The organism is Gordonia hirsuta DSM 44140 = NBRC 16056, from assembly GCF_000333015.1.
Classification (GTDB): Bacteria; Actinomycetota; Actinomycetes; order Mycobacteriales; family Mycobacteriaceae; genus Gordonia; species Gordonia hirsuta.
This window is the reverse complement of the sequence record NZ_BANT01000002.1, coordinates 206,779-233,554: the sequence shown is the minus strand read 5'-3', so window position 1 is coordinate 233,554 and position 26,776 is coordinate 206,779. Positions and strand designations below refer to the sequence as shown.

The 26,776-nt window shown below is 69.3% G+C and carries 17 protein-coding genes; 11 read left to right on the top strand and 6 right to left on the bottom strand.

What is annotated here, in order from left to right:
• Window positions 1-25: 25 nt before the first annotated feature.
• From recD to GOHSU_RS01200, 4 genes are all read right to left on the bottom strand, one after another.
• Window positions 26-1,897: an exodeoxyribonuclease V subunit alpha gene (gene recD, locus GOHSU_RS01215; protein WP_005935505.1), complete on the bottom strand. Its 1,872-nt coding sequence runs from the start codon at window positions 1,895-1,897 to the stop codon at window positions 26-28.
• The gene (locus tag GOHSU_RS01210) at window positions 1,894-5,232 is read right to left on the bottom strand and encodes a UvrD-helicase domain-containing protein (protein ID WP_005935503.1); all 3,339 of its coding nucleotides are present in this window, start codon (window positions 5,230-5,232) and stop codon (window positions 1,894-1,896) included. Before GOHSU_RS01210 ends, recD begins: the two co-directional genes overlap by 4 nt.
• Complete coding sequence (gene recC / locus GOHSU_RS01205; protein ID WP_005935501.1) at window positions 5,229-8,564, bottom strand: exodeoxyribonuclease V subunit gamma; 3,336 nt, start codon at window positions 8,562-8,564, stop codon at window positions 5,229-5,231. The genes GOHSU_RS01210 and recC overlap by 4 nt, the downstream gene beginning before the upstream one ends.
• Before the next feature lie 105 nt (window positions 8,565-8,669).
• Window positions 8,670-9,119 carry an acyl-CoA thioesterase gene (locus GOHSU_RS01200; protein ID WP_005935497.1) on the bottom strand — a complete coding sequence of 150 codons (450 nt, stop codon included), beginning with the start codon at window positions 9,117-9,119 and terminating at the stop codon, window positions 8,670-8,672.
• Between the two features lie 60 nt (window positions 9,120-9,179).
• Between GOHSU_RS01200 and GOHSU_RS01195 the strand changes: the two genes are divergently transcribed.
• Entirely contained in the window at window positions 9,180-9,806 is a 627-nt protein-coding gene (locus tag GOHSU_RS01195) for a GNAT family N-acetyltransferase (RefSeq protein ID WP_024332690.1), read from the top strand.
• Between the two features lie 92 nt (window positions 9,807-9,898).
• Window positions 9,899-11,422 carry an NAD(P)/FAD-dependent oxidoreductase gene (locus GOHSU_RS01190; protein ID WP_005935489.1) on the top strand — a complete coding sequence of 508 codons (1,524 nt, stop codon included), beginning with the start codon at window positions 9,899-9,901 and terminating at the stop codon, window positions 11,420-11,422.
• Window positions 11,423-11,600: 178 nt separating this feature from the next.
• Here the strand turns inward: GOHSU_RS01190 and GOHSU_RS01185 are convergent, their stop codons facing one another.
• Window positions 11,601-12,020: a PaaI family thioesterase gene (locus GOHSU_RS01185; protein ID WP_024332689.1), complete on the bottom strand. Its 420-nt coding sequence runs from the start codon at window positions 12,018-12,020 to the stop codon at window positions 11,601-11,603.
• Between the two features lie 298 nt (window positions 12,021-12,318).
• On the opposite strand from GOHSU_RS01185, the gene GOHSU_RS01180 reads away from it, so the two are divergent.
• The 9 genes from GOHSU_RS01180 (at window position 12,319) to GOHSU_RS01140 (ending at window position 23,690) form a co-directional block, all read left to right on the top strand.
• On the top strand, window positions 12,319-12,711 hold the full coding sequence (locus tag GOHSU_RS01180) for a BlaI/MecI/CopY family transcriptional regulator (protein ID WP_024332688.1): 393 nt from the start codon (window positions 12,319-12,321) through the stop codon (window positions 12,709-12,711).
• A 146-nt stretch (window positions 12,712-12,857) separates the two neighbouring features.
• A complete protein-coding gene (locus GOHSU_RS01175; protein ID WP_005935481.1) occupies window positions 12,858-13,802 on the top strand; it encodes a M56 family metallopeptidase in 945 nt (314 codons plus the stop codon).
• Window positions 13,803-13,838: 36 nt separating this feature from the next.
• Window positions 13,839-15,278, top strand: a complete 1,440-nt coding sequence (guaB1, locus tag GOHSU_RS01170; protein WP_005935478.1) for a GMP reductase — start codon at window positions 13,839-13,841, stop codon at window positions 15,276-15,278.
• A gap of 10 nt (window positions 15,279-15,288) precedes the next feature.
• A complete protein-coding gene (locus tag GOHSU_RS01165; protein ID WP_005935474.1) occupies window positions 15,289-16,713 on the top strand; it encodes a hemolysin family protein in 1,425 nt (474 codons plus the stop codon).
• Entirely contained in the window at window positions 16,706-17,785 is a 1,080-nt protein-coding gene (locus tag GOHSU_RS01160; RefSeq protein ID WP_005935470.1) for a hemolysin family protein, read from the top strand. The genes GOHSU_RS01165 and GOHSU_RS01160 overlap by 8 nt, the downstream gene beginning before the upstream one ends.
• Window positions 17,785-18,693, top strand: a complete 909-nt coding sequence (locus GOHSU_RS01155) for a hypothetical protein (RefSeq protein ID WP_005935468.1) — start codon at window positions 17,785-17,787, stop codon at window positions 18,691-18,693. The genes GOHSU_RS01160 and GOHSU_RS01155 overlap by 1 nt, the downstream gene beginning before the upstream one ends.
• Before the next feature lie 102 nt (window positions 18,694-18,795).
• The gene (locus GOHSU_RS01150; RefSeq protein ID WP_005935465.1) at window positions 18,796-21,012 is read left to right on the top strand and encodes a malate synthase G; all 2,217 of its coding nucleotides are present in this window, start codon (window positions 18,796-18,798) and stop codon (window positions 21,010-21,012) included.
• A 30-nt stretch (window positions 21,013-21,042) separates the two neighbouring features.
• Window positions 21,043-22,224, top strand: a complete 1,182-nt coding sequence (locus GOHSU_RS01145) for a hypothetical protein (RefSeq protein WP_155820851.1) — start codon at window positions 21,043-21,045, stop codon at window positions 22,222-22,224.
• 89 nt (window positions 22,225-22,313) lie between these two features.
• On the top strand, window positions 22,314-23,690 hold the full coding sequence (locus tag GOHSU_RS01140) for a flavin monoamine oxidase family protein (RefSeq protein ID WP_024332687.1): 1,377 nt from the start codon (window positions 22,314-22,316) through the stop codon (window positions 23,688-23,690).
• Between the two features lie 60 nt (window positions 23,691-23,750).
• Here GOHSU_RS01140 and gcvP read toward each other — a convergent pair whose 3' ends face one another.
• Window positions 23,751-26,636, bottom strand: coding sequence for an aminomethyl-transferring glycine dehydrogenase (gene gcvP / locus GOHSU_RS01135; RefSeq protein ID WP_005935456.1), 2,886 nt, complete (start codon window positions 26,634-26,636; stop codon window positions 23,751-23,753).
• Between the last annotated feature and the right edge of the window lie 140 nt (window positions 26,637-26,776).

Here is a 26,776-nt window from a genome sequence, read left to right as displayed (position 1 = left end):
CCCACGGCCGGCAGTAATCGGTCCGTTACAGCTCCCGGACCGAGGAACCCAGACCGCTGGCGCGCTGTACCGACCGGCCGACCGCTGCCCGCAGCGCCTCTTCGGTGCCGACGATCTGTACCGTGTGCCGGGCGCGGGTGACGGCGGTGTACAGCAGCTCCTTGGTGAGCAGCTGCGCATCCAGTTCCGGCAGGACGACGGTGACCGCGCCGAACTGGCTGCCCTGGCTCCGGTGGATCGTCATCGCATAGACCGGCGAGGCATCCGAGAGCTGACTGGGATGCAGCGTCTTGATCTCGTCGCCGCGGGCGAAGACCACCGCCAACCCGTCGCCACTGCTGCCACCGGTATCGGTGATCACCACTCCGGAGTCGCCGTTGAAGACCTGGTGGGCGGCGTCGTTGGCGTTGACCAGCACCGGTTCGCCGCTGTACCACCCGGCGCGTGGGACCGCCCCGCCCGCCTCAGTGATCCAGTCGATGATCTGGCGGGACCAGCCGGAGACACCATGCCGCCCGTCGCGGTGGGCGCACAGGACCCGGTGGCTGACCAATGCTTCCAGAGCTTCGCCCGCCTGACCGGCGCGGGCCGCGTTCTGCAGCTGCGCCGCCCACCGCAACACGTCCCGGCGCACCGGCTCCACGGCGTCCGGGGCGAGCAGACTCACCTGCCTCGATTCGAAGGCGCCGGCCGCGGGGCCGGTGATCAGGTCGACCACCCGATCGGCATCGCCGGCCCGGATGGCTTCGGCGACCTCCGATATCTGGCCGCCGTAGCGGTGCCCTCGCGTCAGGGTGATCACCCCGCCGGCCAGGCGCCGTTCTTCGGCCTCGGTGAAGTGCCCCTGTGGCCGCGCCACCTGAACGAAGGCCGACGGCAATTCGGTTCCGGTGCCGTCCCGGTCCACCAGATCGGCCAGTACGGCGCCGGCATCCACCGAGGCCAGCTGGTGCGGGTCACCGACCAGGATCAGCCGCGTGTCCTCGCGCAGTGACTCCAGGAGCCGGCTCATCATCGTCACCGCCAGCATGGAGGTCTCGTCGACCACCACCACGTCGTAGGGCAGCCGATTGCCGGCACCACGCCCGAAGCTGCCGTCGGGCCGCCAGCCGAGTAGTCGGTGCACGGTGGTCGCCACCGGGACGGTGCTCAGGTGCTGTGAGGTGGCGCGGTAGTCGTTGATGGAGGCCTGCATCTGGGCTGCGGCCCGGCCGGTGGGGGCGCACAGTCCGATCCTGACGTCGGCACCGAGCAGCTGTTCCATCACCGCCAGCAGGCGGGCGACGGTGTAGGTCTTTCCGGTGCCCGGCCCACCGGCCAGGACCGTGGTCCAGGAGGTCGCCGCCAGCGCCGCGGCCGCTCGCTGCCGGTCGTAATCGCTCCCGGGTACGAGGGGGCCGAAGACCCGGTCGATCGCCTGCTCCAATGCCGCCGGGTCGATCGTCGGTCGGCTGGCCCCGCGCTGCTCCAGGATCGCGCGGATGGCCTGCTCCTGACGGAAGTATTTGCGCAGGTACAGCAGCGGGCCCTCGTCGGAGGTCATCAGCGCCAACGGTCGCAACGGGCCGCTGGGGCACCCGGTGACCAGTGGCGAAGCCTGCAGCGTCGCCACGAGCCGGTCCGGGTCGGGCCAGGGCAGCACCGTATCGGCCGCCGGATCCTCGGCCGACTCCAGCTCGGGGGTGATCTCGCCGATCGTGGCCAGTGGCACGCACGTCGAACCGGTGCGCACCGCTCGCACGGCCAGCGCGATCGCGATCAACTCGTCGTCGCCGATATCGGCCCCCGACAGGGCCGCGACTCGTCTGGCCACATGCACGTCGGCCGCGGTGAACACCCCGGCGTCGTTGAAGATCCGCAGCGGACCGATCTCGGCGGCCACCACCTGTGCGTTCATCGCTCCTGCCCCGTTCCCGCCAGCAGATCCGACAGGTCGGTGATCAGCGCCGGAGGCGGACGCCAGTCGAAGACCCCGCAGCCCCGTGGCGTGTCGGGCCCGATCATGCCGCGCACGAAGTGGTACTGCACCGGACCCAGATGCACCTCGGGCCGGTAGCCGGGCAGCCGCCACCGCAGGTAGCGGTGCAGGGCCACCGAGTACAGCAGTGCCTGCAGCGGATAGTGCGCGGTGACCATCTCCTGGGCCATCGCCTCGGTGTGGAAGTCTTCGGCGGTCAGCTCACCGGGCCGCAGCCGGTTGGTCTTGTAGTCCACCACCGCGAAACTGCCGTCGGGGATGCGCAGCACCGAGTCGATGCTGCCGGTGAGGTAGCCGCGGAACGATTCGGTCGACACCTGGCGTACTGCGTGGGCGTAGCCGGACAACGGGTCGTCGGCGGGCAGATGCTGCTCGAGTAGATCGCCGACCTGCTCGAGGGTGAATCCCGGTGCCGCCAGCGGCAGTTCGAAGTCGAGTTCGGCCAGCCGGTCGGGTGGGGCGATACCCGCCAGATCACCGAAACCCAGCGGGGTGGTCAGCACGGCCGTCAGTGCCCGTGCGAGCTGGTGTGTGTCCACCTCCAACCCGCTGCGGGCAGCTCCTTCGACGGTCCGGGCGTACACATGGGCGGCCAGGTCCGGTGCGGAGGTGTCCACGTGCTCGAGGACCTCGTGCACCAGGGTGCCGAAGGCCGCACCGAAGGGCAGCCCGTTCATCAGCGACGGGGTCCCGTCGGAGGAGGCGACCGTCGCCGCCTCCGGATCGACGTCGACCGGCTCGTCGGCCATCAGCCCGTCTTCGGGTTCGCTGCTGGTCTGGATCGCCCCATCGGTGTGGGGACCGTGGGCGAAGCGGACGATCGCCGAGTAGGAGGTCCGCGCCCAATCCTGGTCGATATCGGCGTCGAAACACGCGACCGTGAGCGTCTCGGTTGTATCGGCGGCCGGCGGCGGATCCCACTGCACACCGTCCCCGTGGCGCCCGGCCGCTTCCACGGCGATCAGGCCGGGTTCGGCCAGGTCGCGGATCCCCAGCAGGACCTGTTTAGTCTCCTCGTCGCTCATCGGCACCGGTACCGACAGGTCGATCGGCGACGCCCCCGCACCCGCCTCGAGCGCGCGGGTGCGCTGCGCGGCGGTGAACAGCAGCCGATGCAGCGGCCCCCGATCGGTCAGCCCCGACGGAGCCCACCACAGCACCACCTGGGAGGCGGCCCGGGTCAGTGTCACGTACAGCAGCCGGAGATCGTCCCCGGCCTCGTCGGACAGCGCCGCGTATCGCCGTTCGGCGAACCCGGGGGCGTTCTTACCGCCGACGTCCAGACGGCGATTGCCGGCGGCGTCGTGCAGAAGCTGCGTCTGGTCCTGGGGTGGGCGGGCGCCGTCCCAGCCGAACGGGACGTACACGATCGGGAACTCCAGGCCCTTGCTGGCGTGGATCGTCATGATCTGCACCGCGCGAGCGTCCCGGTCCAGTCGACGGGTCTGCGCCTGCCCGTGCCGCATCTTCGACGGATCGTCGATCTGTGCCCCGAGCCAGGCGGTCAGCGAGGCCAGCCCACCGACCGCCGAGGCCATCCGGCCGTTGCACAGATCGGCGAGCTGCCGCAGATCGGTGAGCAGCCGTTCGCCGCCGACCGCACCGAGGAGTCGTTCGTCGGTGTCGAAGGCGTCGAACAGCCGCGCCGACAGGGAAGCGAACCCTCCCTCGCCGAAGACGCGGCCGAGTTCGGCCAGCTGTGCCGCCAGCCTGCCCACACCCTCGTCGCCCTCGGCGTCGAGCCGGGTCGCGGTGATGCCGATCAACGGGGTCAAGGCGGCCAGGCGCACCCGCCGCGAGTTCGACGGTTGCTCGATCGCGGCCAGCACGTACCACCAGTGCCGGGCGGCGGGGGTCTTGAAGATCGACGTCCCCGAACGCACCACCGCGGAGATGCCGCGTTCGGCCAGGGCATGTTGCAGCGGGTCGACGGTGCTGTTGGTCCGGACCAGGACGGCGATGTCCCCGGGCTGGACCGGCCGGGTCTGCCCGGTGCCGGGATCGTCGATGGTGACCGGCGAGTTCAGCAGTTCGGCGATGTCGTCGGCGACGTCGGCGGTCACCGCGGCCCGCACCTTGGCGAGCTTCGGCTCGGCCTCGGTGAAATCGGTTTCGCCGAGGAAGGCCCGCAACCGCACCGGTGGGGTGCCGTGCAGGCGCGAGGCGCCCCGCGCGGATCCGACCGGGTGGAAGGCGATGCGCGGATCGCCGAAGGTGGCCCCGGCGAAGATCCCGGCCAGGGCATCGACCAGCGGCCCGTCCGACCGCCAGTTGGTGACCAGCCTCCGGGTGTCGGCGGCGGCCGCGACCGCACTGAGATAGCTGCGGACCTCGGCGCCGCGGAAGCCGTAGATCGACTGTTTGGGATCGCCCACCAGGATCAGCGGAACGCGTCCGTGGAAGCAACCCTGCAGGATCGCCCACTGTTGCGGGTCGGTGTCCTGGAACTCGTCGATCAGGACCACCGAGAACTGTTCGGCGATCCGTGACCGCGCCGCCTCCCCGACGGCGGCATCGTCGATGATCGTGTGCAACGCGTTCTGCAGGTCGTCGTAGGTACGCACCCTGGCCAGACGTTTGCGACGGTCGGTCTCCCGGCGTGCCGCGGCAGCCAGCTCCAGCCTGATCGCGGTGGCCTCATCGGCCTGTTCGGCGTCGGGCGCCAGGGCGGTACCGGGCTGATTCACCGCCTCCTCGGTCACCGTGGCGACCGCGGTGAAGTCCGGGGCGCTGGCCGCGGCGCCGGCGAACCGGCTCAGATAGAGGTCACGGGTGAGTTCGGCGACCATCTCGTCGACGTTCTCCAGGATCGGGAACTGCTGTGCGCGTTCTCCGAGGAATCCCAGGGCCGCGAGCATCCGGTTGCAGAAGGTGTGGGTGGTCGCCACGGTGGCCGAATCGAAATCACTCATTGCCGCCGCGAGGTTCAACCTGCGGTGCTCCACTTCGTCGTCGGTCCCCCGCCGCAGCAGCGTCACCAACTCGTCATCGCCGCCGGCGGCCGGGCGGCCCAGGGCCGCCACGCATTCGGCGAGGCGCGCACGCGTCCGGTCGCGCAGTTCATTGGAGGCGGCATTGGAGAACGTGGCCATCAGCAGCCTGTCCACCGGTGTGCCTTCGGCCAGGTATCGCACCGCCAGTGCCACGATCGCGTACGTCTTGCCCGTGCCCGCGCTGGCTTCCAGAACCACGGTGCCGGTCGGCAGCGGGTCCCGCAGGTCGAAGTCGCGCGGTGTGCGATCGGTCGTGGTCATCGGCTGGTCTCCCGTTCGCGCAGCGGCCGGTAGATGGTGACGGCCACTCCGATCAGCCGGGCCGCCGCACCGCTGACCCCGGCGGCGCTCAGATCCGGCAGCATCGGATCGAGTTCGGCGAACGGCGCGGCAGCGGCCAGATCGATCTGCTGATCGACCGTGGCGCCGCGCCCCGGATCGTCGAAGAGCAGCCAGTTGACGTAACGGTCGTTCACCACGAAGCCGCGTTCACTCCGGATCCGCGCCAGTGCCCGGTCGGCACGACCGCTGCCGAACGACTGCGCAGCGTCGTCGCCGACCGTCGGCGGCAGCCACAGCGGCGCCCGCAGCGCTGCATCGCGCACCGCCACCAGCTGCTCGATGAGTGCAAGCGGATCGTCGGGACGCCGCAGCCGGCTGATCTGCGCCCCCGTTCCACTGCGCGCGGCACCGATGGTCAGCGCCTCGGTGATCGGATACGACGCTCCGGCGGCGATCATCAGCAGCCGGATCCAGGAGGCTAGTCGCTGTTTGGCACTGAGCTTCGAATAGCCGACGGTCACCAGGCGGTCACCGAAGACATCGGGCACGGTGCCGTACACCCGGCGACCGTCGGCCAGCCGAACCCGCACATCGACGGTGTCCCCGTGGCCGCTGCGATGCTGGGCGCCGACCACTCCGACGGCCTCGGCCTTATCGCGCACGCTCTCGAGTACCTGGCGGCCGAAATCGAACGGAGGCAGCGTGCCCCGCCGGATCTCCGCACTCTCGATCAGGTGCGAATCGACTCCGGCCAGGAAGTGCTGCAGATAGCGGTCACCGATCTTCCAGGTCTGCAGTCCGTCCAGTTGCACGTCGAGTTCTTCGGGATGGGTCTCGTCGTGATCGGGCAGCACCGCGCCGAGCCGGTCGCGGACAAAGCGTTCGGCCGGCGACTGGAGTACGGCGATGAGGTCTGCCAGGTCGATGTCGACGGTCGGGTCCACCGGCGGCAGCACCGTCTCGGCTGCCACCGGAAAGTCGGTCGCGCGAACACTGCCGGCGGTCACCGCGGCCAACGCCCGCGCCCCGCGCAGGAGCCGGCTGTCGTAGCTGAGCGGGGCCGTGCCGGGGCCCGGCCGGAAGTTCCGTTCGTCGAAGGCGTGCAGCGTGTGCCGATGCACCACCCCCGTCGAACCCTGCGACACGGTGTCGGCGGTCTCGATGAGTTCGCTGACCAGCACCGGCGGCGGCACGACGGCCCCGGTCACCGGGTCGGCTCCGGTGTAGAAGACCAGGAGATGGTCCACCGCCGAACCGAGAGCGTCGAGGAACACCTGCCGGTCCTCGTCGGCGCGGTCGCGTTCCCCGATCAGCGGCACCCTGCGGAGGATGTCGTCACCGTCGATCGATCCCGATCGCGGGAAGCTTTCGGCGTCCATGCCCAGCAGCACCACGGCGCGGTGCGGAACCGAGCGCATCGGGGTCAGCGTGGCGACGGTCAGTTCACCGGTGCAGAAGTTGGCGCGGGTGGGCCGGGCCGCCAGCAGCCGGCCCAGCATCTCGCGGATGTCGTCGCGGCCCAGCACCGCCTCGGCGGCTCCGGACACATCGAGAGCCTCGGTGAGCATGCTGATCGCCTGCACCCGCTGCCATTGGGTGTCCGGCGCAGATTCGGTCAGTGCGTCCACGGCCCCGGACAGTACATGCGCCCATTCGGGAGCCGAACGTCGTTCGTCCAGGGCGCGCAGCAGCCGCCCGAGCCGATCGACGAATTCGGCGAACCGGCCGGCGAGATCGACTTTTGTGGACTCGACCCCGTCCAGCGGCAGACCCGAGCCGAGCCACTGGTTCTCCGACTCCTCGGCGAGCACGCCGAGCAGCAGCCGGTCGCGTCCCACCGCTGCGGTGCCCTGCGGAAAGCCGCCCATTCCGAAGCGTTCGCGCTGCACCTCGTCGATCCCCCAGCGCACACCGGCCCGTTCGATCCATCCCGCGAGGGTCTCCAGATCATCGTCGGACAGGCCGAAGCGACGCTGCACCGCAGGCAGGCCGAGCAGGTCCAGCAATTCGCCCGAGCGCACACGCCCTGCCGCCAGATCCACCACGGCCGCCAGCACGTCGAGCACTTCATTGGTCTCGCGCAGACCACGGTCGGCCAGGCGTACGCGCAGCGAGAAGCCGGGGTGATCCAGACCGGTCTGACCGAAGGCGCCCTGGATCAGCGGGGCGAACGCCTCCACATCCGGGCACATGATGAGCACATCGCGCGGCTGCAGATCGGGATGGTCGTCGAACAACCTCAGCAACCGGTCGCGCAGCACCTCGACCTGCCGTTCGGGGCCGTGGCAGGCGTGAACTTCCAACGAATCGTCCGGGGCCGGCCCCGACCGAGGCGAGAGCCGGTCGTCGGCGAGGCCCTCCTGGATCGCCGCCAGCAGCGACGGCGACCGCGCCGGCAGCCGGTGCAGCACGTCCGCGCCGATCTGCGGAGACAGCACCTCCTGCAGTTCCTGCACATCCCGGGACAGGGCCGCCAGCAGCGGGTGTGCCGGGCGCACCTGGTCGGCCACCGCGCGGGCCCGCGGCACCCGGCCTGGGTGAGCCGCCACCTTGTGCCACAACGCATCCGACGGATGCGGCAGCATCACCGAGACCTCGCGGTGCTCGGCCAACGCCGCCAGGATCGACCGCAGTGCTTCGGGGATGCGGGTGGCACCGAAGAAGGCGAACCGTTCGGGCAGGTCGACCACGGCCGGGTCGGTTCGCAGCACCGCCGCGACGTCGTCGAGTTGTTCGGCCAGGTGCGGAGCGGCGATCTGCTCGCGGACCAACCGCCAGAACCACGGCTGCCAGTCCAGCGTCGGGTCGAGTCGGCGCCCGGCGCCGTCGGTGTCCCGGCCGACGGCCCAGTCGGCCAGCATCGTCGGCCGCTGCCGGCCGTAGGCGGCGAACAGTTCTGCGATCGTCGTGGCCGCCGACAGGCGCCGGCCAGCACCGTCCGGCCCACTCAGGTGTCTGCGCAGCACCGACAGTCGCTCATCGTGCAGGTGCGCGTCGATCATCTGCAGCACCGGCCACACCAGGCGATCGGTGTACCAGGCCTGCGCGGCATCCGGGTCGGCGGCGGTGGCCAACACCACCCGGCGCAGCAAGGAATCCGGGGAGGGAAAGTCGATGTTGGCGGCGATACCATCCGATGCGCCCGCCGCCCCCAGCCGCAGCGCCAGTCGCTGACTCAGCCAGCGTTCGACTCCGCGGGCCGGAACCACCACCAGCTCTGCCTGCAGCGGGTCGGGCAGCGGCGTGGCGAATTGGTCGGCGAGCACGTCGGCGAGCACATCCACCCGTTCGGCCCGATGCACGGTCAGCATGTGCGCACCCGCCTCTCCCCTCGCCGATCTCTCACTGGCCGAGCATAGGCCCGGCCTCCGACAACGCCGGGCACATGGCCGCGATCCCGCGCCCCGGTACCGCCCTCAGCGTCGGCGGCGGAACGGGGCGGGCTCGCCCTGGCGGGCCTGCAGCATTTCGCGCAACTCCGCGGGGAGCTCCATCGCCCGACCGGCCCCCAGGTCGATCGCTGTCACGGTGGTCTCGTTGAGGGCACAGGTCACACCCTGCGCATCGATCAACCGGCAGGCGAAATCGAACGACTTTCCGCCGATCCGCGAAACGACGACCTCACAGCGAGCAGGTTCGACCGAGTACATCAGCGAAGCGGTGAACTCGATCTCCTGATGGGCCACCACCAGACCCATGCCGCCTTGGCGCCGATCGCCGAACCAGGCGTTCATCGCCCGCACCCGCGCCTCCTCGAACAGCCGCGCGATCTGTACGTTGTTGATGTGGCCGAGCAGGTCCATATCACCCCAGCGGAGGGCGACTTCTACGACGGTGGGGCCGAGGTGATCGTGATTTCGTGACACGTTCAGCACGCTAGCCCAAGGTCCCTGCGAAGGCGCCATCGCCTCATTACAGTGATGCAGGTGCTGCTGAACACTGCCCGGCTCCGCCTGCGCCCGGTCGAGGCCGGTGATGCCGGGTTGCTGGTCGATCTCGACTCCGATCCGGAAGTGATGCGCTTCGTCAGCGGCGGGCCGGCCACGCCTCCCGCGGTCATCACCGATTCGGTGATCCCCCGGATGCAGGCGCAACAGCGCGAATACGGCACGGGAATGTGGGTGCTTTTCGACACCGCGGCGACCGGCGCCCAGGCCGACCCCGGCGAATCGGCGTTCACCGGCTGGGTCCAGCTGCGGACACCTCGGCACAGCCGTTCCGGTGAGCTGGAGCTGAGCTACCGGTTGCGTCGTGCCGCCTGGGGACGGGGCTTGGCCCGGGAAGCCTCGGCGGCGCTGGTCGCGGTCATGTTCACCTCGAGCCCGGTCCGTCGTATCTTCGCCGGCACCGACGTCGATCATCTGGCCTCCCGGCGGGTGATGGAGGCGCTGGGGATGCGGCTGGCCGCCGACAGCGATCCGGCCGCGCTGGCCGGTCCGGGGGCGAGCGTCGAGTACGAACTGCTGCGCGAACAGTGGTATGCCGGGCGCGGCCGCGGCGGCCGGGTGATCAAGACGGCAGGATCTGCTTCCACGTCCGGCATGACTGCCTGACCCACACGCGCTACCGTATTTGGAGGACCCCGCCTACCCGGCGAAGGTCAGCACGCTCGCACAGCCCACCCCCGCGACAGGAGAGTCCCCCGATGACCGTCACCCGCACCGACCAGCCACGCCGTCGACAGGTCGTCATCATCGGTTCGGGTTTCGGCGGGCTGTTCGCCGCGCAGCGCCTGAAGAGGGCGAACGTCGATGTGACGCTGATCGCCAAGACGAACAATCACCTCTTCCAGCCGATGCTGTATCAGCTGGCGACCGGGATCATCGCCGAAGGTGAGATCGCCCCCGCCACGCGCGTGGTGCTGGAGAAGCAGAAGAACACCCGCGTGCTTCTCGGTGAGGTCTTCGATATCGACGTCGACAAGCAGGTGGTCCGTTCTCAGCTGCTCGAGCGGGTCACCGATACGCCCTACGACGATCTGATCATCGCCGCCGGTGCCGACCAGTCGTATTTCGGCAACGATCACTTCGCCGAGTATGCGCCCGGTATGAAGACCATCGACCACGCTCTGGAACTGCGCGGCCGCATCCTGGGTGCCTTCGAGCAGGCCGAACTGTCGCACGACCCTGCCGAACAGGAGAAGCTCCTCACGTTCGTGGTGGTCGGCGCCGGCCCCACCGGTGTGGAAATGGCCGGACAGATCGCCGAGATGAGCGACAAGACCCTCCGGGGCGCGTTCCGGAACATCGACCCGACCAAAGCGCGGGTGATCCTGCTCGACGCCGCTCCGGCCGTCCTGGCCCCGTTCGGCCCGAAGCTGGGCGCCAAGGCCACTAAGCGCCTGGAGAAGCTCGGCGTGGAGATCCAGCTCGACGCGATGGTCGTCGACCTCGACTACGACGGCCTGGTGGTGCGCGACAAGGACGGCACCCAGCGCCGCATCGAGAGCCAGTGCAAAGTGTGGTCCGCCGGCGTTCAGGCCAGCGGCCTGGGCGAGGTTCTCCGGGAGAAGACCGGGGTCGAACTCGACCGTGCCGGCCGCGTCAAGGTCGGACCCGACCTGGCGGTGCCCGGCTATCCCAACCTGTTCGTGGTCGGTGACATGATGGCCGTCGACGGGGTCCCGGGTGTGGCCCAGGGAGCGATCCAGGGCGGTCGTTACGCCGCTGACGCCATCAAGGCCGAGATGAAGCACGGCCAGACACCCGATCAGCGCAAGCCGTTCAGCTACTTCGACAAGGGGTCGATGGCGACGGTGTCACGGTTCAGTGCCGTGATGCAGGTCCCGATCCCGGGCACCAAGAAGAAGTTCGAAACCGAGGGCTACTTCGCCTGGCTCGGCTGGCTGGCCCTGCACCTGGTGTATCTGGTCGGTTACCGCAACCGCCTCAATACGCTGATCAACTGGTTCTTCGCCTTCTCCACTCGCGGGCGCAGCCAGCTGGCGATCACCGAGCAGCAGGTGTACGCCCGGTCCGCACTGAAGGAACTCAGCTACCTCGAGCGCCTGCGCCTGGCCGAGGCGCAGCGGCAGGAACTCCGGGACGCCAAGCGCGGCAAGCGCACCCAGCAGGCCGACGACGCTGCGGCGAAGGCGGACGACGCGGTGGAAAAGGCTGCCGATTCCCCGGACGCAAAGCTGGCTGAACAGGTCGCCAAGGAGGTCTGACGACGGCCGTTCCATCGCTACGGATCCACACCGGTTCGGCGTGGATCCCTCGGCGTGTCGCGGCCTCGGCGCTGCTCCTTCGGCGTGTCGCGGCCTGTTCGGACATGTCGCGAACCCGGACGGGCAGCGACATGCGCAGGAGCGTCGCGACACGCCGACTAGGCAGCCGTGCGGATGCTTATTTCCCGGGGTCGTCGAGGTTCTGCAGGCGGACCCGTGACTGGGCGATCAGTCGGCCCTGCTCGTCCCTCATATCGACCTGCCACAGCTGCTGACGGCGTCCGCGGTGCACGGGGGTGGTGCTGATGTGCAGGGTCCCCTCGCTGATCGACCGCAGGAAGTCGGTGCTGTTGTTGACCCCCACGGCCACACCCCCGATCCCCTGCTCCTGAAGCCAGCAGAAGCCGCTGATGCTCGCCGCACTCTCGGCGACTGCACAGTAGACGCCGCCGTGGACGATGCCGAACGGCTGATGGTGGTCGGGGGTGATCGTCAGGGTCGCCTCCACTCCGTCGCCGGTGGCCGTGGTCACCGTGTTGCCGAGGAGTTTGTCCAGGCCTGCGCCGTCGTAGGCGGGCGCGTCGTCGTTGGTTGCCATGGGGCCAGCGTGCCACACGGCACAGACCCGGCGATGCCAGGTATTCGGGGAGAACAGCGACGACCTCCGGAACCACGCTGGTTCCGGAGGTCGTCGCCGGTGAGGATCGGGGGTCTCTGCAGCCCTCAGGACACTCGCTCGATCCCTGAGAAGTAATGTAGGCTAGCCTTACCTCGGTGTCAACTGCATCGAAAAGAGCCAGGTCAAAGGTGCCGACCCGGTGTTCGGGAACTTTCTCCCGACACTCGGCGTTGTACCAGCAGAAGACGAGTAGAGCTGTGTGGGAGACGGACGTAATATGAAGAAGATGAACGGTTTGGGCGAGTTGGAACGCACGGTGATGGATGCGCTGTGGGCCTCCCCGACCCCGCAGACCGTCCGCCAGGTCCATGCCGAGCTGTCCAAGACGCGATCTCTGGCGTACACCACCGTGATGACGGTGCTGCAGCGACTGGCCAAGAAGGACCTGGTGACCCAGATCCGCGACGATCGCGCCCACCGGTACACCGCGACCCGCCCGCGCGAGGATCTTGTCGCCAGCCTGATGGTCGACGCACTCCACGCCACCGATGCACCCGATTCGCGCCACGCCGCACTGGTCTCGTTCGTCGGCCGGGTCGACGCCGATGAGGCCGCCGCACTGCGCGCAGCCCTCGACGATCTCGAAGTCGCCGAACGCGCTGTGCACTGACATCCCGGCAGCCTGCGGCCCCTCGGTCTCGGTCCGATGACCCACACCCGGAGATCCCGCACCGGCCGGCATGCTTATTCTGGCGTCCACGCCTATTCTGGTAATCGACCACCCGGCCGCAGCACGACGACCTTCGAGGACCCGCGATGACCGCACTGCTCTTCGGTGTCCTCACCCTTGCCTTGGTCGGACCGCTGCCTGCCGCTCTGGCTCGCGCCGAGTGGCCTCTCTACGTCCCGCGGGCAGCCATGGTGCTGTGGCAGTCGATGGCGCTGGCCGCCGTCCTGTCCGCATTCAGCACCGGACTTGCCGTCGCCGTCCATCTGCTGGGCACCGCCCCCGACGGCTCGTTGACCTTCACTCCCGCCGCGCAGCTCACCCGCCTGGGCTGGTTCGCCTGGTCGGCCTGTCTTCTGGCTTTCTTGGCCACCCTGGTGATCGGCGTCCGGCTCGTCGTCACGGTGGCGGCCATCGGTGTGCGCACCCGGACCCGCAGGCACCGTCACCGCGCCCTGATCGACCTGCTCGACCACGCCGGACTGCGGCGCGCCGCCGGCAGCGATATCCGGATTCTGCAGACCCAGGCCCCGATGGCCTACTGTCTGCCGGGTCTGCGCCAGCGCGTCGTTCTGTCCGAGGGCGTCGTGGACCGTCTGACCATCGACCAGTTGACCGCGGTGATCCAGCATGAGCGTGCCCACCTGCGCGCCCGGCACGATCTGGTGCTGGAGGCCTTCATCGCCCTGCACGCCGCCTTCCCCCGCTGGGTCCGGTCGGAGTCGGCGCTGGCGGCTGTCCGCATGCTTGCCGAGGCGCTGGCCGATGACCAGGCGGTGCGCGTCACCGGTCGGACGGCCGTCGGCCGGGCCCTGCTGGCCTGCGCCGATGCAACCGCCCCGCGAGGAGCGATGGCCGTCGGCGGCCCCACCACCGCCGACCGGATCCGCCGGCTCTGTTTCCTGCCGTCCGCCGAAGCGGTGCGCACCCTCAATCTGACCGCGTACACCCTGGCCGCGGCGTTGCTGATCGTACCGACCCTGGCTGTCGCCCTGCCGTGGCTCACCGAGCTCAACCGCCTGCTCGCCCCCTGACCGCCCGCCGACGACGCCTGCCAGAAAGGTCCATCCGTGCGTTTCCTGTCCGGTCATGAGCCAGACCACGATCTGACGTACGACGATCTGTTCATCGTGCCGAACCGCTCCGAGGTCTCCTCGCGGTTCGACGTGGATATGGCCACCCACGACGGCACCGGAACCACCGTCCCACTGGTGGTGGCCAACATGACCGCCGTGGCCGGTAAACGCATGGCCGAGACCGTCGCCCGCCGCGGCGGCCTGGTGGTGATCCCCCAGGACATTCCCGAGACCGCGACCGCCGACACCATCTCCTATGTGAAATCACGGCACCTGATCGCCGACACCCCGGTGGTGCTGGGGCCGACCGATCTGATGGCCCATGCGCAGGGGCTGATCCCCAAGCGGGCCCACGGGTGCGCGGTGGTGGTCGACGACGACGGCCGCCCGATCGGCCTGATACCGCGCGCTCACGGCGGCGGCGATCTGGACATGTTCTCCGAACTGCGCCTGTCGATGGTGCCCGTTCCGGTGCTGCTGCCCGACACCACCGAACCGCGCATCGCCTTCGACACCCTGACCGAGGCCAACGTCGACCTGGCGGTGCTGACCGACACCGACGGGCGGCTGAGCGGAGTGCTCAGTCGCATCGGCGCACTGCGTGCCGGGATCTACCGGCCCAATGTCGACCGCGACGGCCGACTGCGGATCGCCACCGCCGTCGGGATCAACGGCGACGTCGTCAGCAAGGCCCGCACGCTCGCGCAGGCGGGAAGCGATCTGCTGGTCGTGGACACCGCACACGGGCACCAGGCCAAGATGCTCGCGGCACTGTCGGCGCTGGCCGAGGCCGATCTGGGTGTGCCGCTGGCCGCCGGTAACGTCGTCACCGCCGCCGGCACCCGCGATCTGGTCAATGCCGGAGCCTCGATCGTGAAGGTCGGTGTCGGGCCCGGCGCCATGTGCACCACCCGGATGATGACCGGGGTGGGTCGCCCGCAGTTCTCCGCGGTCGCCGAATGCGCGGCCACCGCCCACGAGATGGGCGCGGCGGTGTGGGCCGACGGCGGGGTGCGCCACCCCCGCGATGTCGCGCTGGCGATCGCTGCCGGTGCCTCGAATGTGATGATCGGCTCCTGGTTCGCTGGGACCTACGAGTCGCCGGGCGACCTGCACACCGATGCCGACGGCGAATACAAGGTGAACTTCGGGATGGCGTCCAAACGGGCCGTCGCTGCGCGCTCCTCGGCCGACGGCGCCTACGACCGCGCCCGCAAGGCGCTGTTCGAAGAAGGTATCTCCTCCTCCCGGATCCGGATCGATCCGGACCGGCCGAGTGTGGAGGACCTCATCGATCAGATCTGTGCGGGACTGCGCAGCACCGCCACCTACACCGGCGCCCGTGATCTAGGCGAGCTGCATCGTAATGCCGTCCTCGGGGTGCAGTCGGCCGCCGGCTTCGCCGAGGGGCGTCCGCTGCCCGGAGGCTGGTGATCTGCCCGTCGTGGACATCCTCCTGATCATCGGCAAACTGGCCGGCTTCCTGGCTTTGACCCTGGGCACCGCGTTGTTCGTGGCCTCCGAGTTCTCGCTGACCGCACTGGAGCGCTCGACGGTCAACAACGACGTCGCCGGTCGCGGCGACCGCCGTGCCCGCAGCGTCGCCCGCGCACACCGCACCCTGTCGTTTCAGCTCTCCGGCGCCCAATTGGGTATCACCATCACCACCCTGATCACCGGCTACCTGGCCGAACCGGTGCTGGCGCAGCTGCTCGACCCGGTGCTGCGGCATCTGCCCCTGTCCGAGGCCGCCGCCGGCGGGATCTCCCTGGCGCTGGCACTGATCATCGCGACGTCGCTGTCGATGGTGATCGGCGAACTGCTCCCGAAGAACCTGGCCATCACCAAGCCGCTGGCCGTCGCGCGCGCCACCTCCGGTCTGATGATCGCCTTCTCAGCGCTCTTCAAGCCGGCGATCGTCGGCCTCAACGGGACGGCCAACGCCGTGGTCCGCCGCCTGGGCGTGGAGCCGACCGAGGAACTCGGGTCGGCCCGCAGCGGCGCCGAGCTGGCCGCCCTGGTTCGCAACTCGGCGCTGCGCGGGGCACTGGATCCTGACACCGCCACCCTGGTCGACCGGTCGTTGCGGTTCGGTTCACTCACCGCCGACGAACTGATGACACCGCGCGTGCGGGTGCGCTGCCTGGAACCCGGCGACACCGTCCGCGATCTGGTCTCGGCGGCCTCCTCCACCGGCCACTCCCGATTCCTCATCGTCGAGGACGGCAACCTGGACAATCTCGTGGGCGTGGTGCACATCAAACAGTCGTTCACCGTGCCGCCGCAGGCGCAGGCCGGCACCTCACTGCGGTCCCTGGCCCGCCCGGTGACCCGCGTCCCGGGCAGCCTGGACGGCGATGCGCTGATGGATCGCATCAAGACCGACGGGCTGGAGATCTGCGTGGTGGTCGACGAATACGGCGGCACCGCCGGAATCGTCACCTCCGAGGATCTGATCGAAGAGATCCTGGGCGATGTCGCCGACGAGCACGACGACGAGGAGTCGGAGGTCACTCGGGTCGGCAACGGCTACCGCTGCTCGGGTCTGTTGCGCAACGACGAGGTGGCCGACGCCATCGGCTATCTGGCCCCGGAGGGCGCCTACGAGACCCTCGGCGGCCAGGTGATGTACCTGCTCGGCGAGATCCCGGAAGTCGGCGACATCGTCGATCTGCCCCTGCGACCGGGCATCCACGACCCCGATGCCGCCCCCGAGACCGCCTGGCGGGCGACCGTGGTGGCCATGGACGGACGCCGCGTCGACGCGGTCTGGCTGACACCGATCGACCCGACCGCCGATCCGTCCGCCGGCCGCCGCCCGCGCCGCGGCCGCAACGGATCACCGCAGCCGGAGGCCGACCATGGGTGAGCTGTGGGGTGTGGCCCTGACCATCGCGCTGCTGGCCGCCAACGCCTTCTTCGTCGGTGCCGAATTCGCCCTCATCGCCGCCCGCCGCGACCGGCTCGTCGCCCTGGAGGAAAGCGGGAAGAAACGGGCCCGCACGGTCATCAAGGCCGGCGAACAACTGTCGCTGATGCTCGCCGGTTCCCAGTTGGGCATCACGATCTGCTCGATCCTGCTGGGCCGTGTTGGCGAACCGGCCATCGCCCACCTGCTGGAGAAGCCGCTGCACTGGGCCCAGGTGCCCGACGGCCTCCTGCATCCGATCTCGTTCGTGGTGGCGCTGAGCCTGGTGGTGATCCTGCACATCCTGCTCGGGGAGATGGTTCCCAAGAACATCGCCCTGGCCGGCCCCGAACGAGCCGCTATGCTCCTGATCCCCGCGCAGCTGCTGTTCATCAAGCTGGTTCGCCCGGTGATCTGGTTCTACAACACCCTGGCCAACGGCATTCTGCGGCTGTTCGGTGTCGAACCCAAGGACGAGGTCGCCGCCACGGTGACCGAGGCCGAATTGGCCGATATGATCGCCGAATCGCGGGAACTGGGTCTGCTCGACGCCGAAGAGCACGAACGGCTGACGCGCGCCCTGGAGACGGTGCAACGGACCGCCGCCGAACTGATGATCCCGCTGGCCGACGTCCGCACCGTCCGCGTCGCCGTCGACCGGGGCACCGGCCGGCTGGGGCCCCGCCTCGGCGATGTGGAGCGCGCGGTCCGCGACACGGGCTTCTCCCGTTTCCCGGTTCGCGGCCTGGACGGCGCCTACATCGGCTACCTGCATCTGAAGGACGTCCTCGACGACATCCTGGACGAGAACCTCGATTCGGACAGCATCCTGGGCCGCGACAAGATCCGTCCGCTGCCGCGGATCGCGGCGGCCACCCCGCTCGACGAGGCCGTCGTCCTGCTGCGCCGGGTGCGCGCTCACCTGGCCGGTGTGGTCGACGCCGACGGGACGCTGCTGGGCGTCATCGCCCTGGCCGATCTGGCTGAAGCCTTTGTCGGCGATCTGCGCGACGCCACCAACCGGCTCAGCTGATGAGCCCTCCGGCCCACCCCACCGCACCGCTGAACAAGGACCAGTGGCAACAGCGCGCCCGCGCGCACACCGAGCGCATCGACGCCCTCATCGGACCGTATCTGCTGGACCGTCGGCGCGGCCGCACACATCCGGTGATCGACTTCTTGTTCACCTACTACTCGGCTCGGCCGGCGATGGTGCGCCGCTGGCATCCCGGCTACGGCACCGCCCTGGCGCAGGCACCCGAGTATCTTGCGCTGGCCGACTATCGATGCCGCGACGACGGGGCCGCCGTGGTGGCCGAGCGGGTGCGTGAACGCCGGCGCCCGCTGATTGAGGCGGTCGGGCAGATGCTGGCGGCCACCGCCTCCCGGCCCGCCCGCTTCGGCTGCTTCGGACTGCACGAATGGGCCATGGTCTACCGGACCGACACACCCCGGCACGCGCTGCCACTGCGCCTGGGTGCCGCCGGCACCGACCAGGTGGTCGAGTCCATGCCGCTGCGGTGCACCCACTACGACGCCTACCGCTTCTTCACCCCCGAGGCCGCCCCGCGCAACGCCACCGCCTTGTCACGGGCCGCCCAGCACCGGCACGAACAACCCGGCTGCCTGCACGCCACCATGGATCTCTACCGCTACTGCCTCAAACTCGGTTCGCTGATCCCCGGGGAGTTACTGGCCGACGCCTTCGAACTGGCCCTGGATGCACGCACCCTGGACATGCAGGCCAGCCCGTACGACCTCACCGAACTCGGCTACCCGCCGGTACCGATCGAGACCCCCGCCGGGCGCAGCGAGTACGTACACCGGCAAAGCATGCTGTCCCGCCGCGGCGAGGCGGTGCGGGACCGGTTGTCTCGCATCTGCGGTGACCTGGTCCACACCCGCGAGACCGGCGAGGAACTGCAGGTTAATCCCGGGTAGGATGTCTCGGGTACGGGCACACTCGGGGTGCCCGCGGAATTCTTTGGGCCCAGCGCGGGTTGTGCCCGATGTCAAGATCACCACCGTTAGAGAGGGTTGCCAATGACTGAGCGCGTCACCGTCGATGGATTGCAGGTCGCCAGCGAGCTGTACGAGTTCGTGAACAACGAGGCCCTGCCCGGTACCGGTGTCGAGCCGGCCGCCTTCTGGTCCGGTGCCGCCGCCATCATCAACGACCTCGCGCCGCGCAACCGCGAGCTGCTCGCGGTGCGCGATGAGCTGCAGACCAAGATCGACCAGTGGCACCGCGACAATCCCGGCGCCGTCGATCAGGACGCCTATATCGCCTTTCTGAAGGAGATCGGCTACCTGGTCGACCCGCCGGCCGATTTCGAGATCACCACCGCTAACGTGGACACCGAGATCACCGAGACCGCGGGCCCGCAGCTGGTGGTCCCGATCCTCAACGCCCGCTTCGCGCTGAACGCCTCGAACGCCCGGTGGGGTTCGCTGTACGACGCCCTCTACGGCACCGATGTGATCCCCGAGACCGACGGCGCGGAGAAGGGCACCTCCTACAACAAGGTCCGCGGCGACAAGGTGATCGCCTTCGCCAAGAACTTCCTGGACAAGGCCTTCCCGCTCGAGTCCGGCAGCCACACCGACGCCACCCGGTACGTCGTCGACGGCGACAAGGTGAACGTGACCCTGGGCAACCTGGCCGAGGGCGGCAAGGACATCGAGGTCACCACCTTCGCCGATCCGGCGGCCTTCGTCGGTTACACCGGCGATGCGACCGATCCCTCGGCGATCCTGCTGCGCCACCACGGTCTGCACGCGGAGATCCAGTTCGACGCCGCCTCCCCCATCGGTGCCACCGACGCGGCCAACATCAAGGACGTCGCCCTCGAGTCCGCCGTCACCACGATCATGGACTTCGAGGACTCCGTCGCCGCGGTCGACGCCGAGGACAAGGTCCTGGGCTACCGCAACTGGCTGGGCCTGAACAAGGGTGATCTCACCGAGCAGGTCACCAAGAACGGCAAGACCTTCACCCGCGTGCTGAACCCGAACCGGGTCTACACCGGGCGCGACGGCAAGCCGGTCGAACTGCACGGCCGCAGCCTGCTGTTCGTCCGCAACGTCGGCCACCTGATGACCAACCCGGCCATCCTCGACGCCGAAGGCAACGAGGTGCCCGAAGGCATCCTCGACGCCCTGATCACCTCGGCCGTCGCGATCCACGGGATGAGCCCCGAGGGTATGCAGAACTCGCGGACCGGCTCGGTCTACATCGTCAAGCCGAAGATGCACGGCCCCGACGAGGTCGCCTTCACCGTGGAGCTGTTCGGCCGCGTCGAGGACGTCCTCGGCCTGCCGCGCAACACCCTCAAGGTCGGCATCATGGACGAGGAGCGCCGGACCACGGCCAATCTGAAGGCCGCGATCCACAATGCCTCCGAGCGTGTGGTGTTCATCAACACCGGCTTCCTGGACCGCACCGGCGACGAGATCCACACTTCCATGGAGGCCGGGCCGATGGTCCGCAAGGCCGATATGAAGCAGCAGACCTGGATCAAGGCCTACGAGGACTGGAACGTCGACACCGGTCTGGCAGCCGGCCTGCAGCACAAGGCGCAGATCGGTAAGGGCATGTGGGCCATGCCGAACCTGATGGCCGACATGCTCGAGCAGAAGATCGCTCACCCGTCGGCCGGTGCGAACACCGCCTGGGTGCCCTCGCCGACCGCGGCGACGCTGCATGCGCTGCACTACCACGACGTCGACGTCTTCGAGCGGCAGAACGAGATCGCCAAGCGCGAGCCGGCCAAGCTCGAAGACATCCTGACCATCCCGCTGGCCGCCGATCCGAACTGGACCGACGAGCAGAAGCGCGAAGAGCTGGACAACAACTGCCAGTCGATCCTGGGCTACGTGGTCCGCTGGATCGATCAGGGCGTCGGTTGCTCCACCGTGCCCGATATCCACGATGTCGGCCTGATGGAGGACCGCGCCACCCTGCGGATCTCCAGCCAGCTGCTGGCCAACTGGCTGCGCCACGGCGTCGTCAGCGAGGACGATGTGATCGCTGCACTCGAGCGGATGGCCCCGGTGGTCGACCGGCAGAACGCCGGCGACCCGCTGTACACGCCGATGGCCCCCGATTTCGACGACAGCATCGCGTTCCAGGCGTCCAAGGCGCTGATCCTCGAGGGCGCTGCTCAGCCGAGCGGTTACACCGAGCCGATCCTGCATAAGGCACGCCAGGACGCCAAGGCCGCGCGTCGTACCCAGGTGGTGTCCCCGCGTCTGATATAGACAAGGGACACAACCGATCGGGGAGGGCTCGTGGGAACTCACGCCAGCGGAAAAACACGCCAGCTGGTCAGCCGGAAGCTGCTCGCGAGCGTGCTCGGCGTGATCCTGGTGGTTGCACTGCTGCTCACCTGGCGCGGCTTCGGAGACCGGCGGGACGACGGATCCACCACTGCTGAACAATGCCTGGAAGGTAAGGGCCTTGTCTCACTGGCGGTGGATCCGGCGATCGCCCCGGCGCTGCAGCAGATCGCTGCGGACTACAACGCCACCGGCTCGATCGTGCGCGACCACTGTGTCGAGGTGCAGGTTCGCCCCGCCGATGCCCGCGGCATCCTGGAGGGCTTGACCGCCGAGAACTGGGATGCGCAGGCGCACGGGGCGTACCCGGGCGCCTGGATCCCCGAATCCTCGGTCTGGTCGGCGGCCCTCCAGGTCGCCGCACCCGATGCACTGGCCGGCGGACCCGAGTCACTGGTCTTCTCCCCGGTCCGCCTGGCGGTGGAGCCGGCGATCGCCCAGGCCGCCGGCGGTGCGATCTCCTGGGCTGACCTGCCGGCACTGACCCGGGCCAACTCGCTGGCCGCCTACGGCCGCAGCAGTTGGGGGTCACTGCGGATCGCCATGCCCACCGGCCCGCAGTCCGATGCGACATCGCTGGCCGCCCAGGCCGTCGCCGCAGTGACCGCCGAGGCGACCGGTCCGCTCACCGCCGAGCAGGCCGCCTCCGGTCCGGTCACCTTCGCGATGAACCAGTTGATGTCGGCGCCCCCGCGGGTCGGCGACGGTTCGGCGACCGCCGCGGTCACCGAGATCGCCGACACCACCGTGCCGGCCACGGCACCGGTGCGAGCGGTACCGATCACCGAGCAACGTCTCTACGCGATCACCAAGGATGACGACAAGGCCCGGGTAGCCGCCGTCGCCCCGCAGGGCCCCACCCCGGTCGCCGACTATCCGGTGGTCAAACTCGGCGGCGCCCAGGTCCCCGGCCACGTCGCCGACGCGACCGCCGAGTTCCTCACCTTCGCCCGCAAACCCGAGCAGATGAAGAAGCTCACCGAAACCGGGTTCCGCGGCACCGGTCCCCTACCGGAACCGACCGCGACCGTCGCCTTCGAGGACGTCACCGACCAACTGCCGGTTCCCGAACCGCAGGCCACGGTGACGATCAACAAGATCATCCTGCCTTCTGCCGTCCCCGACGAGCAGTAGGGCCACGCCCCGCCCGGCCGTACCCGACCCCGGCGACGGCCCCGCAGACCAGCCGGCCTAGGCGCCGCTGCTGACTAGAGTCGACGGGTATGGAGATCTCTACGCAGGTGGTCGTGGTCGGTGCCGGCATCGCCGGGCTGGTGGCGGCGCGCCGACTGACCCAGCGCGGTATCGACACCGTGGTGGTGGAGGCGCGCGACGGGGTCGGCGGGCGACTGCAGAACGGTGAGCTGTTCGACGATGTGCCGATCGACGTCGGCGGACAGTGGGTGGGTCCCGGACAGCATCGCGTGCTGGCACTGCTCTCCGAACTGGGCCTGCAGACCTTCCCCACCCATGTCGCGGGGCGCCACCTAGCCGAGATCGGCGGCAAACGCGTGACCTACACCGGGCGGATCCCTCGGCTGAGCCCGCGGATTCTGGCTGATCTGGGCCAGGCGCAGTGGCGTCTGGACCGCACCGCCCGCAGGATCGCCGAGCGGACCGACCCCTGGCGGGACCGCGAGGCCCAACACCTGGACGGTCAGACCTTCGCGAGCTGGGTGCAGCGCACCGCCCGGACGGCCGACGGCCGCGCCTTCTTCCGGCTCGCCACCCAGGCGCTGTTCTCTGCCGAACCCGAGGATCTGTCGGCGCTGTGGGCCCTGCACTACATCGGCGCCGGGGGCGGCCTGGATTCGTTGATCGAGACCGACGGCGGCGCCCAGCAGGACCGCGTCGTCGGCGGCACGGTACGGATCGCCGAAGAACTCGCCGCACAGTTGGGGCCGCGGGTCGTTCTGGGCAGTCCGGTCACCGACATCGCCTGGGACCCGGCGGCCGGGCCCGCAGAACCGACCGGTGTGACGGTGAGCGGTCCCGGCACAAGGGTGCATGCCGAACGGGCCGTCATCGCTCTCGCCCCGACCCTGGCCGGCCGCCTGCGCTACTCTCCGCTGCTGCCGACCGATCGCGATCAGCTGACCCAGCGGATGCCGATGGGCCGGGTCATCAAGATCAACGTCGCCTATTCCGAGCCGTTCTGGCGCACCGCGGGGTTCAGCGGCCAGGCCAACAGCGACACCCGCCCGATGGGCACCGTATTCGACAACTGTCTTCCCGGCGACGACCGCGGTGTTCTGGTCGGATTCCTCGAAGGCCGCCATGCCGATGCCGCGGCCCGGATGGAGCCGGAGCAGCGCCGTCGTGCGGTGCTCGACGACCTCGCCGGCTACTTCGGCGAGCAGGCCCGTGCGCCGCTCGCCTACCTCGAAAAGGACTGGGCCGCCGAGGAGTTCAGTCGCGGCTGTTACGGCGCATTCGGCACACCTGGGACCCTGACCCGCTTCGGTCCGGCCCTGCGCGCAGCGGTGGGACCGCTGCACTGGGCCGGAACCGAGACCGCCCGGCGCTTCCCGGGCTACATCGACGGCGCCGTCGAATCCGGCGAACGGGCAGCCGAGGAGATCACCGCCGCCCTCGGCTGACCGCACTCAGCCGCACAGCCGGTGAGCAGTGCCCCGCTCACCGGCTGGGTGAAGACCGGCTCAGGATTCGGCGAAGGCGTCGATCGGCGGGCAGCTGCACACCAGATTCCGGTCGCCGAAGGCCTGATCGATCCGGCGCACCGACGGCCAGATCTTGGCACGCCCGCCCGCCGACGGCAGGCCGGCCGGGTAGACCGCGGTGAGCCGGTCGTAGGCCTTGTCCCAGTCGCTCACCAGGCACTCGGCGGTGTGCGGGGCGCCCTGCAGCGGATTGTCCTCGACGGTCCAGGTGCCGTCGGCCACGTTGTCGATCTCACCGCGGATCGCGATCATCGCCTCGATGAAGGCATCGATTTCTGCCAGGTTCTCACTTTCGGTGGGCTCGACCATCAGGGTGTTGGCCACCGGGAAGCTCATCGTGGGTGCGTGGAAGCCGTAGTCGGCCAGCCGCTTGGCGACGTCGTCGACGCTGACTCCCGTCTGTTTGATCAGACCACGCAGATCCAGGATGCACTCGTGGGCCACCCACCCGTCGGCGTCGGTATAGAGCACCGGGAAGTACTCGGTCAACCGGCGCGCGATGTAGTTGGCCGAGGCGATCGCCGTGAGCGTGGCCGTGCGCAGACCGTCGCCGCCCATCATCGCGATGTACGCGTAGCTGATCGGCAGGATCGACGCCGAACCGTACGGTGCGGCCGAGATGGTGATCCCGGTGTCCGGCAGCTCCGGCGCCAGCGGATGGCTCGGCAGGTACGGCGCCAGATGTTCGCGCACCGCCACCGGGCCGACGCCGGGACCGCCACCGCCGTGCGGGATGCAGAACGTCTTGTGCAGGTTCAGGTGCGAGACGTCGCCGCCGAAGCGGCCCGGGCGGGCGAGTCCGACCAGCGCGTTCAGGTTGGCACCGTCGACGTAGACCTGACCGCCGGCATCGTGCACCGCCGCGCAGATGTCGGTGACCTCGTCCTCGAACACGCCGTGAGTCGACGGGTAGGTGATCATGATCGCCGCGAGCTGCCCGGCGTGCTTGTCGATCTTGGCCCGCAGATCGTCGGTGTCGACGTCGCCGTTCTCCCGGCACGCGACCACCACCACGCGCATCCCCGCCATCACCGCCGAGGCGGCGTTGGTGCCGTGTGCACTCGAGGGGATCAGGCAGATATCGCGTTCGGTGTCGCCGTTGGCCAGGTGGTACTTGCGGATCGCCAGCAGACCGGCGTATTCGCCCTGCGAGCCGGCATTGGGCTGCAGGCTGACCCGGTCGTAGCCGGTGATCGCGACCAGCCAGTCCTCCAGGGTGGTGATCAGCTCGCGGATACCGACGCTGTCCTCCAGGGGTGCGAACGGATGCAGGCCGCCGAACTCGGGCCAGGTGATCGGCTCCATCTCGGTGGTCGCATTGAGCTTCATGGTGCACGAACCCAGCGGAATCATGCTGCGGTCGAGCGCGATGTCTTTGTCCGACAGCATGCGCAGATAGCGCAGCATCGCCGTCTCGGTGCGATGGTTCAGGAACGCCGCATGCTCCAGGTACCCGGTGGTGCGGTCGGCGATGTCGTCGGCGAACGACGAGGCGTCGGCCCCCTCGGCGCCGAAGACCGCCAGCACATCGGCCAGGTCCGCCTCGGTCGTCGTCTCATCGCAGGCGATGCCGATGTGGTCGTCGTCGATCAGTCGCAGATTGATGCCCTTGTCGGCCTTGGCCTTGGCCACCAGTGCCGCGGCCTCGCCGGGGACCCGGACGACGATGGTGTCGAAGAAGGCGGAATGCACCACCGTGCGGCCGGCTCCGGTGAGGGTCTCGGCCAGCGTGACAGCCCGCCCGTGGACGCGTTCGGCGATCGCCTTGAGTCCGTCGGGGCCGTGGTACGAGGCGTACATCGCCGCGAGTACGGCCAGCAGCACCTGCGCGGTGCAGATATTGCTGGTGGCCTTCTCCCGGCGGATGTGCTGTTCCCGGGTCTGCAGCGCCAGTCGATAGGCGAGGTTGCCGTCGGCGTCCTTGGAGATGCCGACCAGTCGGCCGGGCAACTGGCGGGTGAGTTTGGTGCCCACCGCCAGGTAACCGGCGTGCGGGCCGCCGAAGCCCATCGGGACGCCGAACCGTTGCGTGGTGCCGAAGACGGCGTCGGCACCCTGTTCCCCCGGCGGAGTGATCAAGGTGGCGGCCAGCAGATCCAATCCGGCGGCCACCAGTGCCCCGCGTTCGTGGGCGGCGGCGATGATCGGTTCCAGGTCGATGATCCGGCCGCTGGCGCCGGGTACCTGCACGATCACGCCGAAGAACTCCCCCTCGGGCAGACCGGCATCGGGGCTCGCCGGATCCAGTTCCGCCTCGACCACCTCGATACCCAGCGGCTCGGCGCGGGTATCGATCACCGCGCGGGTCTGCGGGAACAGGTCGGCGTCGACCACCAGTCGCGGCGACTTGGACTTGCCGGCCCGGCGCAGCAGGGTCATCGCTTCGGCGGCGGCCGTGCCCTCGTCGAGCATGGAGGAGTTTGCGACCTCCATACCGGTCAGATCGCCGACCATGGTCTGGAAGTTCAGCAGTGCTTCGAGCCGGCCCTGGCTGATCTCCGGCTGGTAGGGGGTGTACGCGGTATACCAGGCGGGGCTCTCGATGATGTTGCGGCGCAGGACGGCCGGGGTGTGGGTGTCGTAGTAACCCAGACCGATCATGCTGCGCGCGATGGTGTTCTTCCCGGCGAGTTCGCGCAGGCGCGCAGTGACCTGGGCCTCGGTGAGCGGAGCCTCCAGCGCCGACAGTGAACCATCCGGGGAGGCGATGGCCGGCGGCACCACTGCCGCGGCGAGATCGTTCAGGGAGTTCATCCCCAGCACTTCCAGGATGCGTTCGGTCTCGGCGGCATCGGGGCCCAGATGCCGGGCGGCGAAACTGCCGCTGCTGATCTCGGTGGCGGCGGGGGTGACTGCGTCGGTCATGGCGGGACGGCCTCGTCTCGTCGGTCCGGACGTGATGTCCAGACTCCGGCCCTCCCCCTCTGTCATATCGCGGCATGCGCGACGCCTGAGAGATTCAGCCCGGCGGACCGGGGCGGTCTGCCGTGCCTTTCACCGTGGGC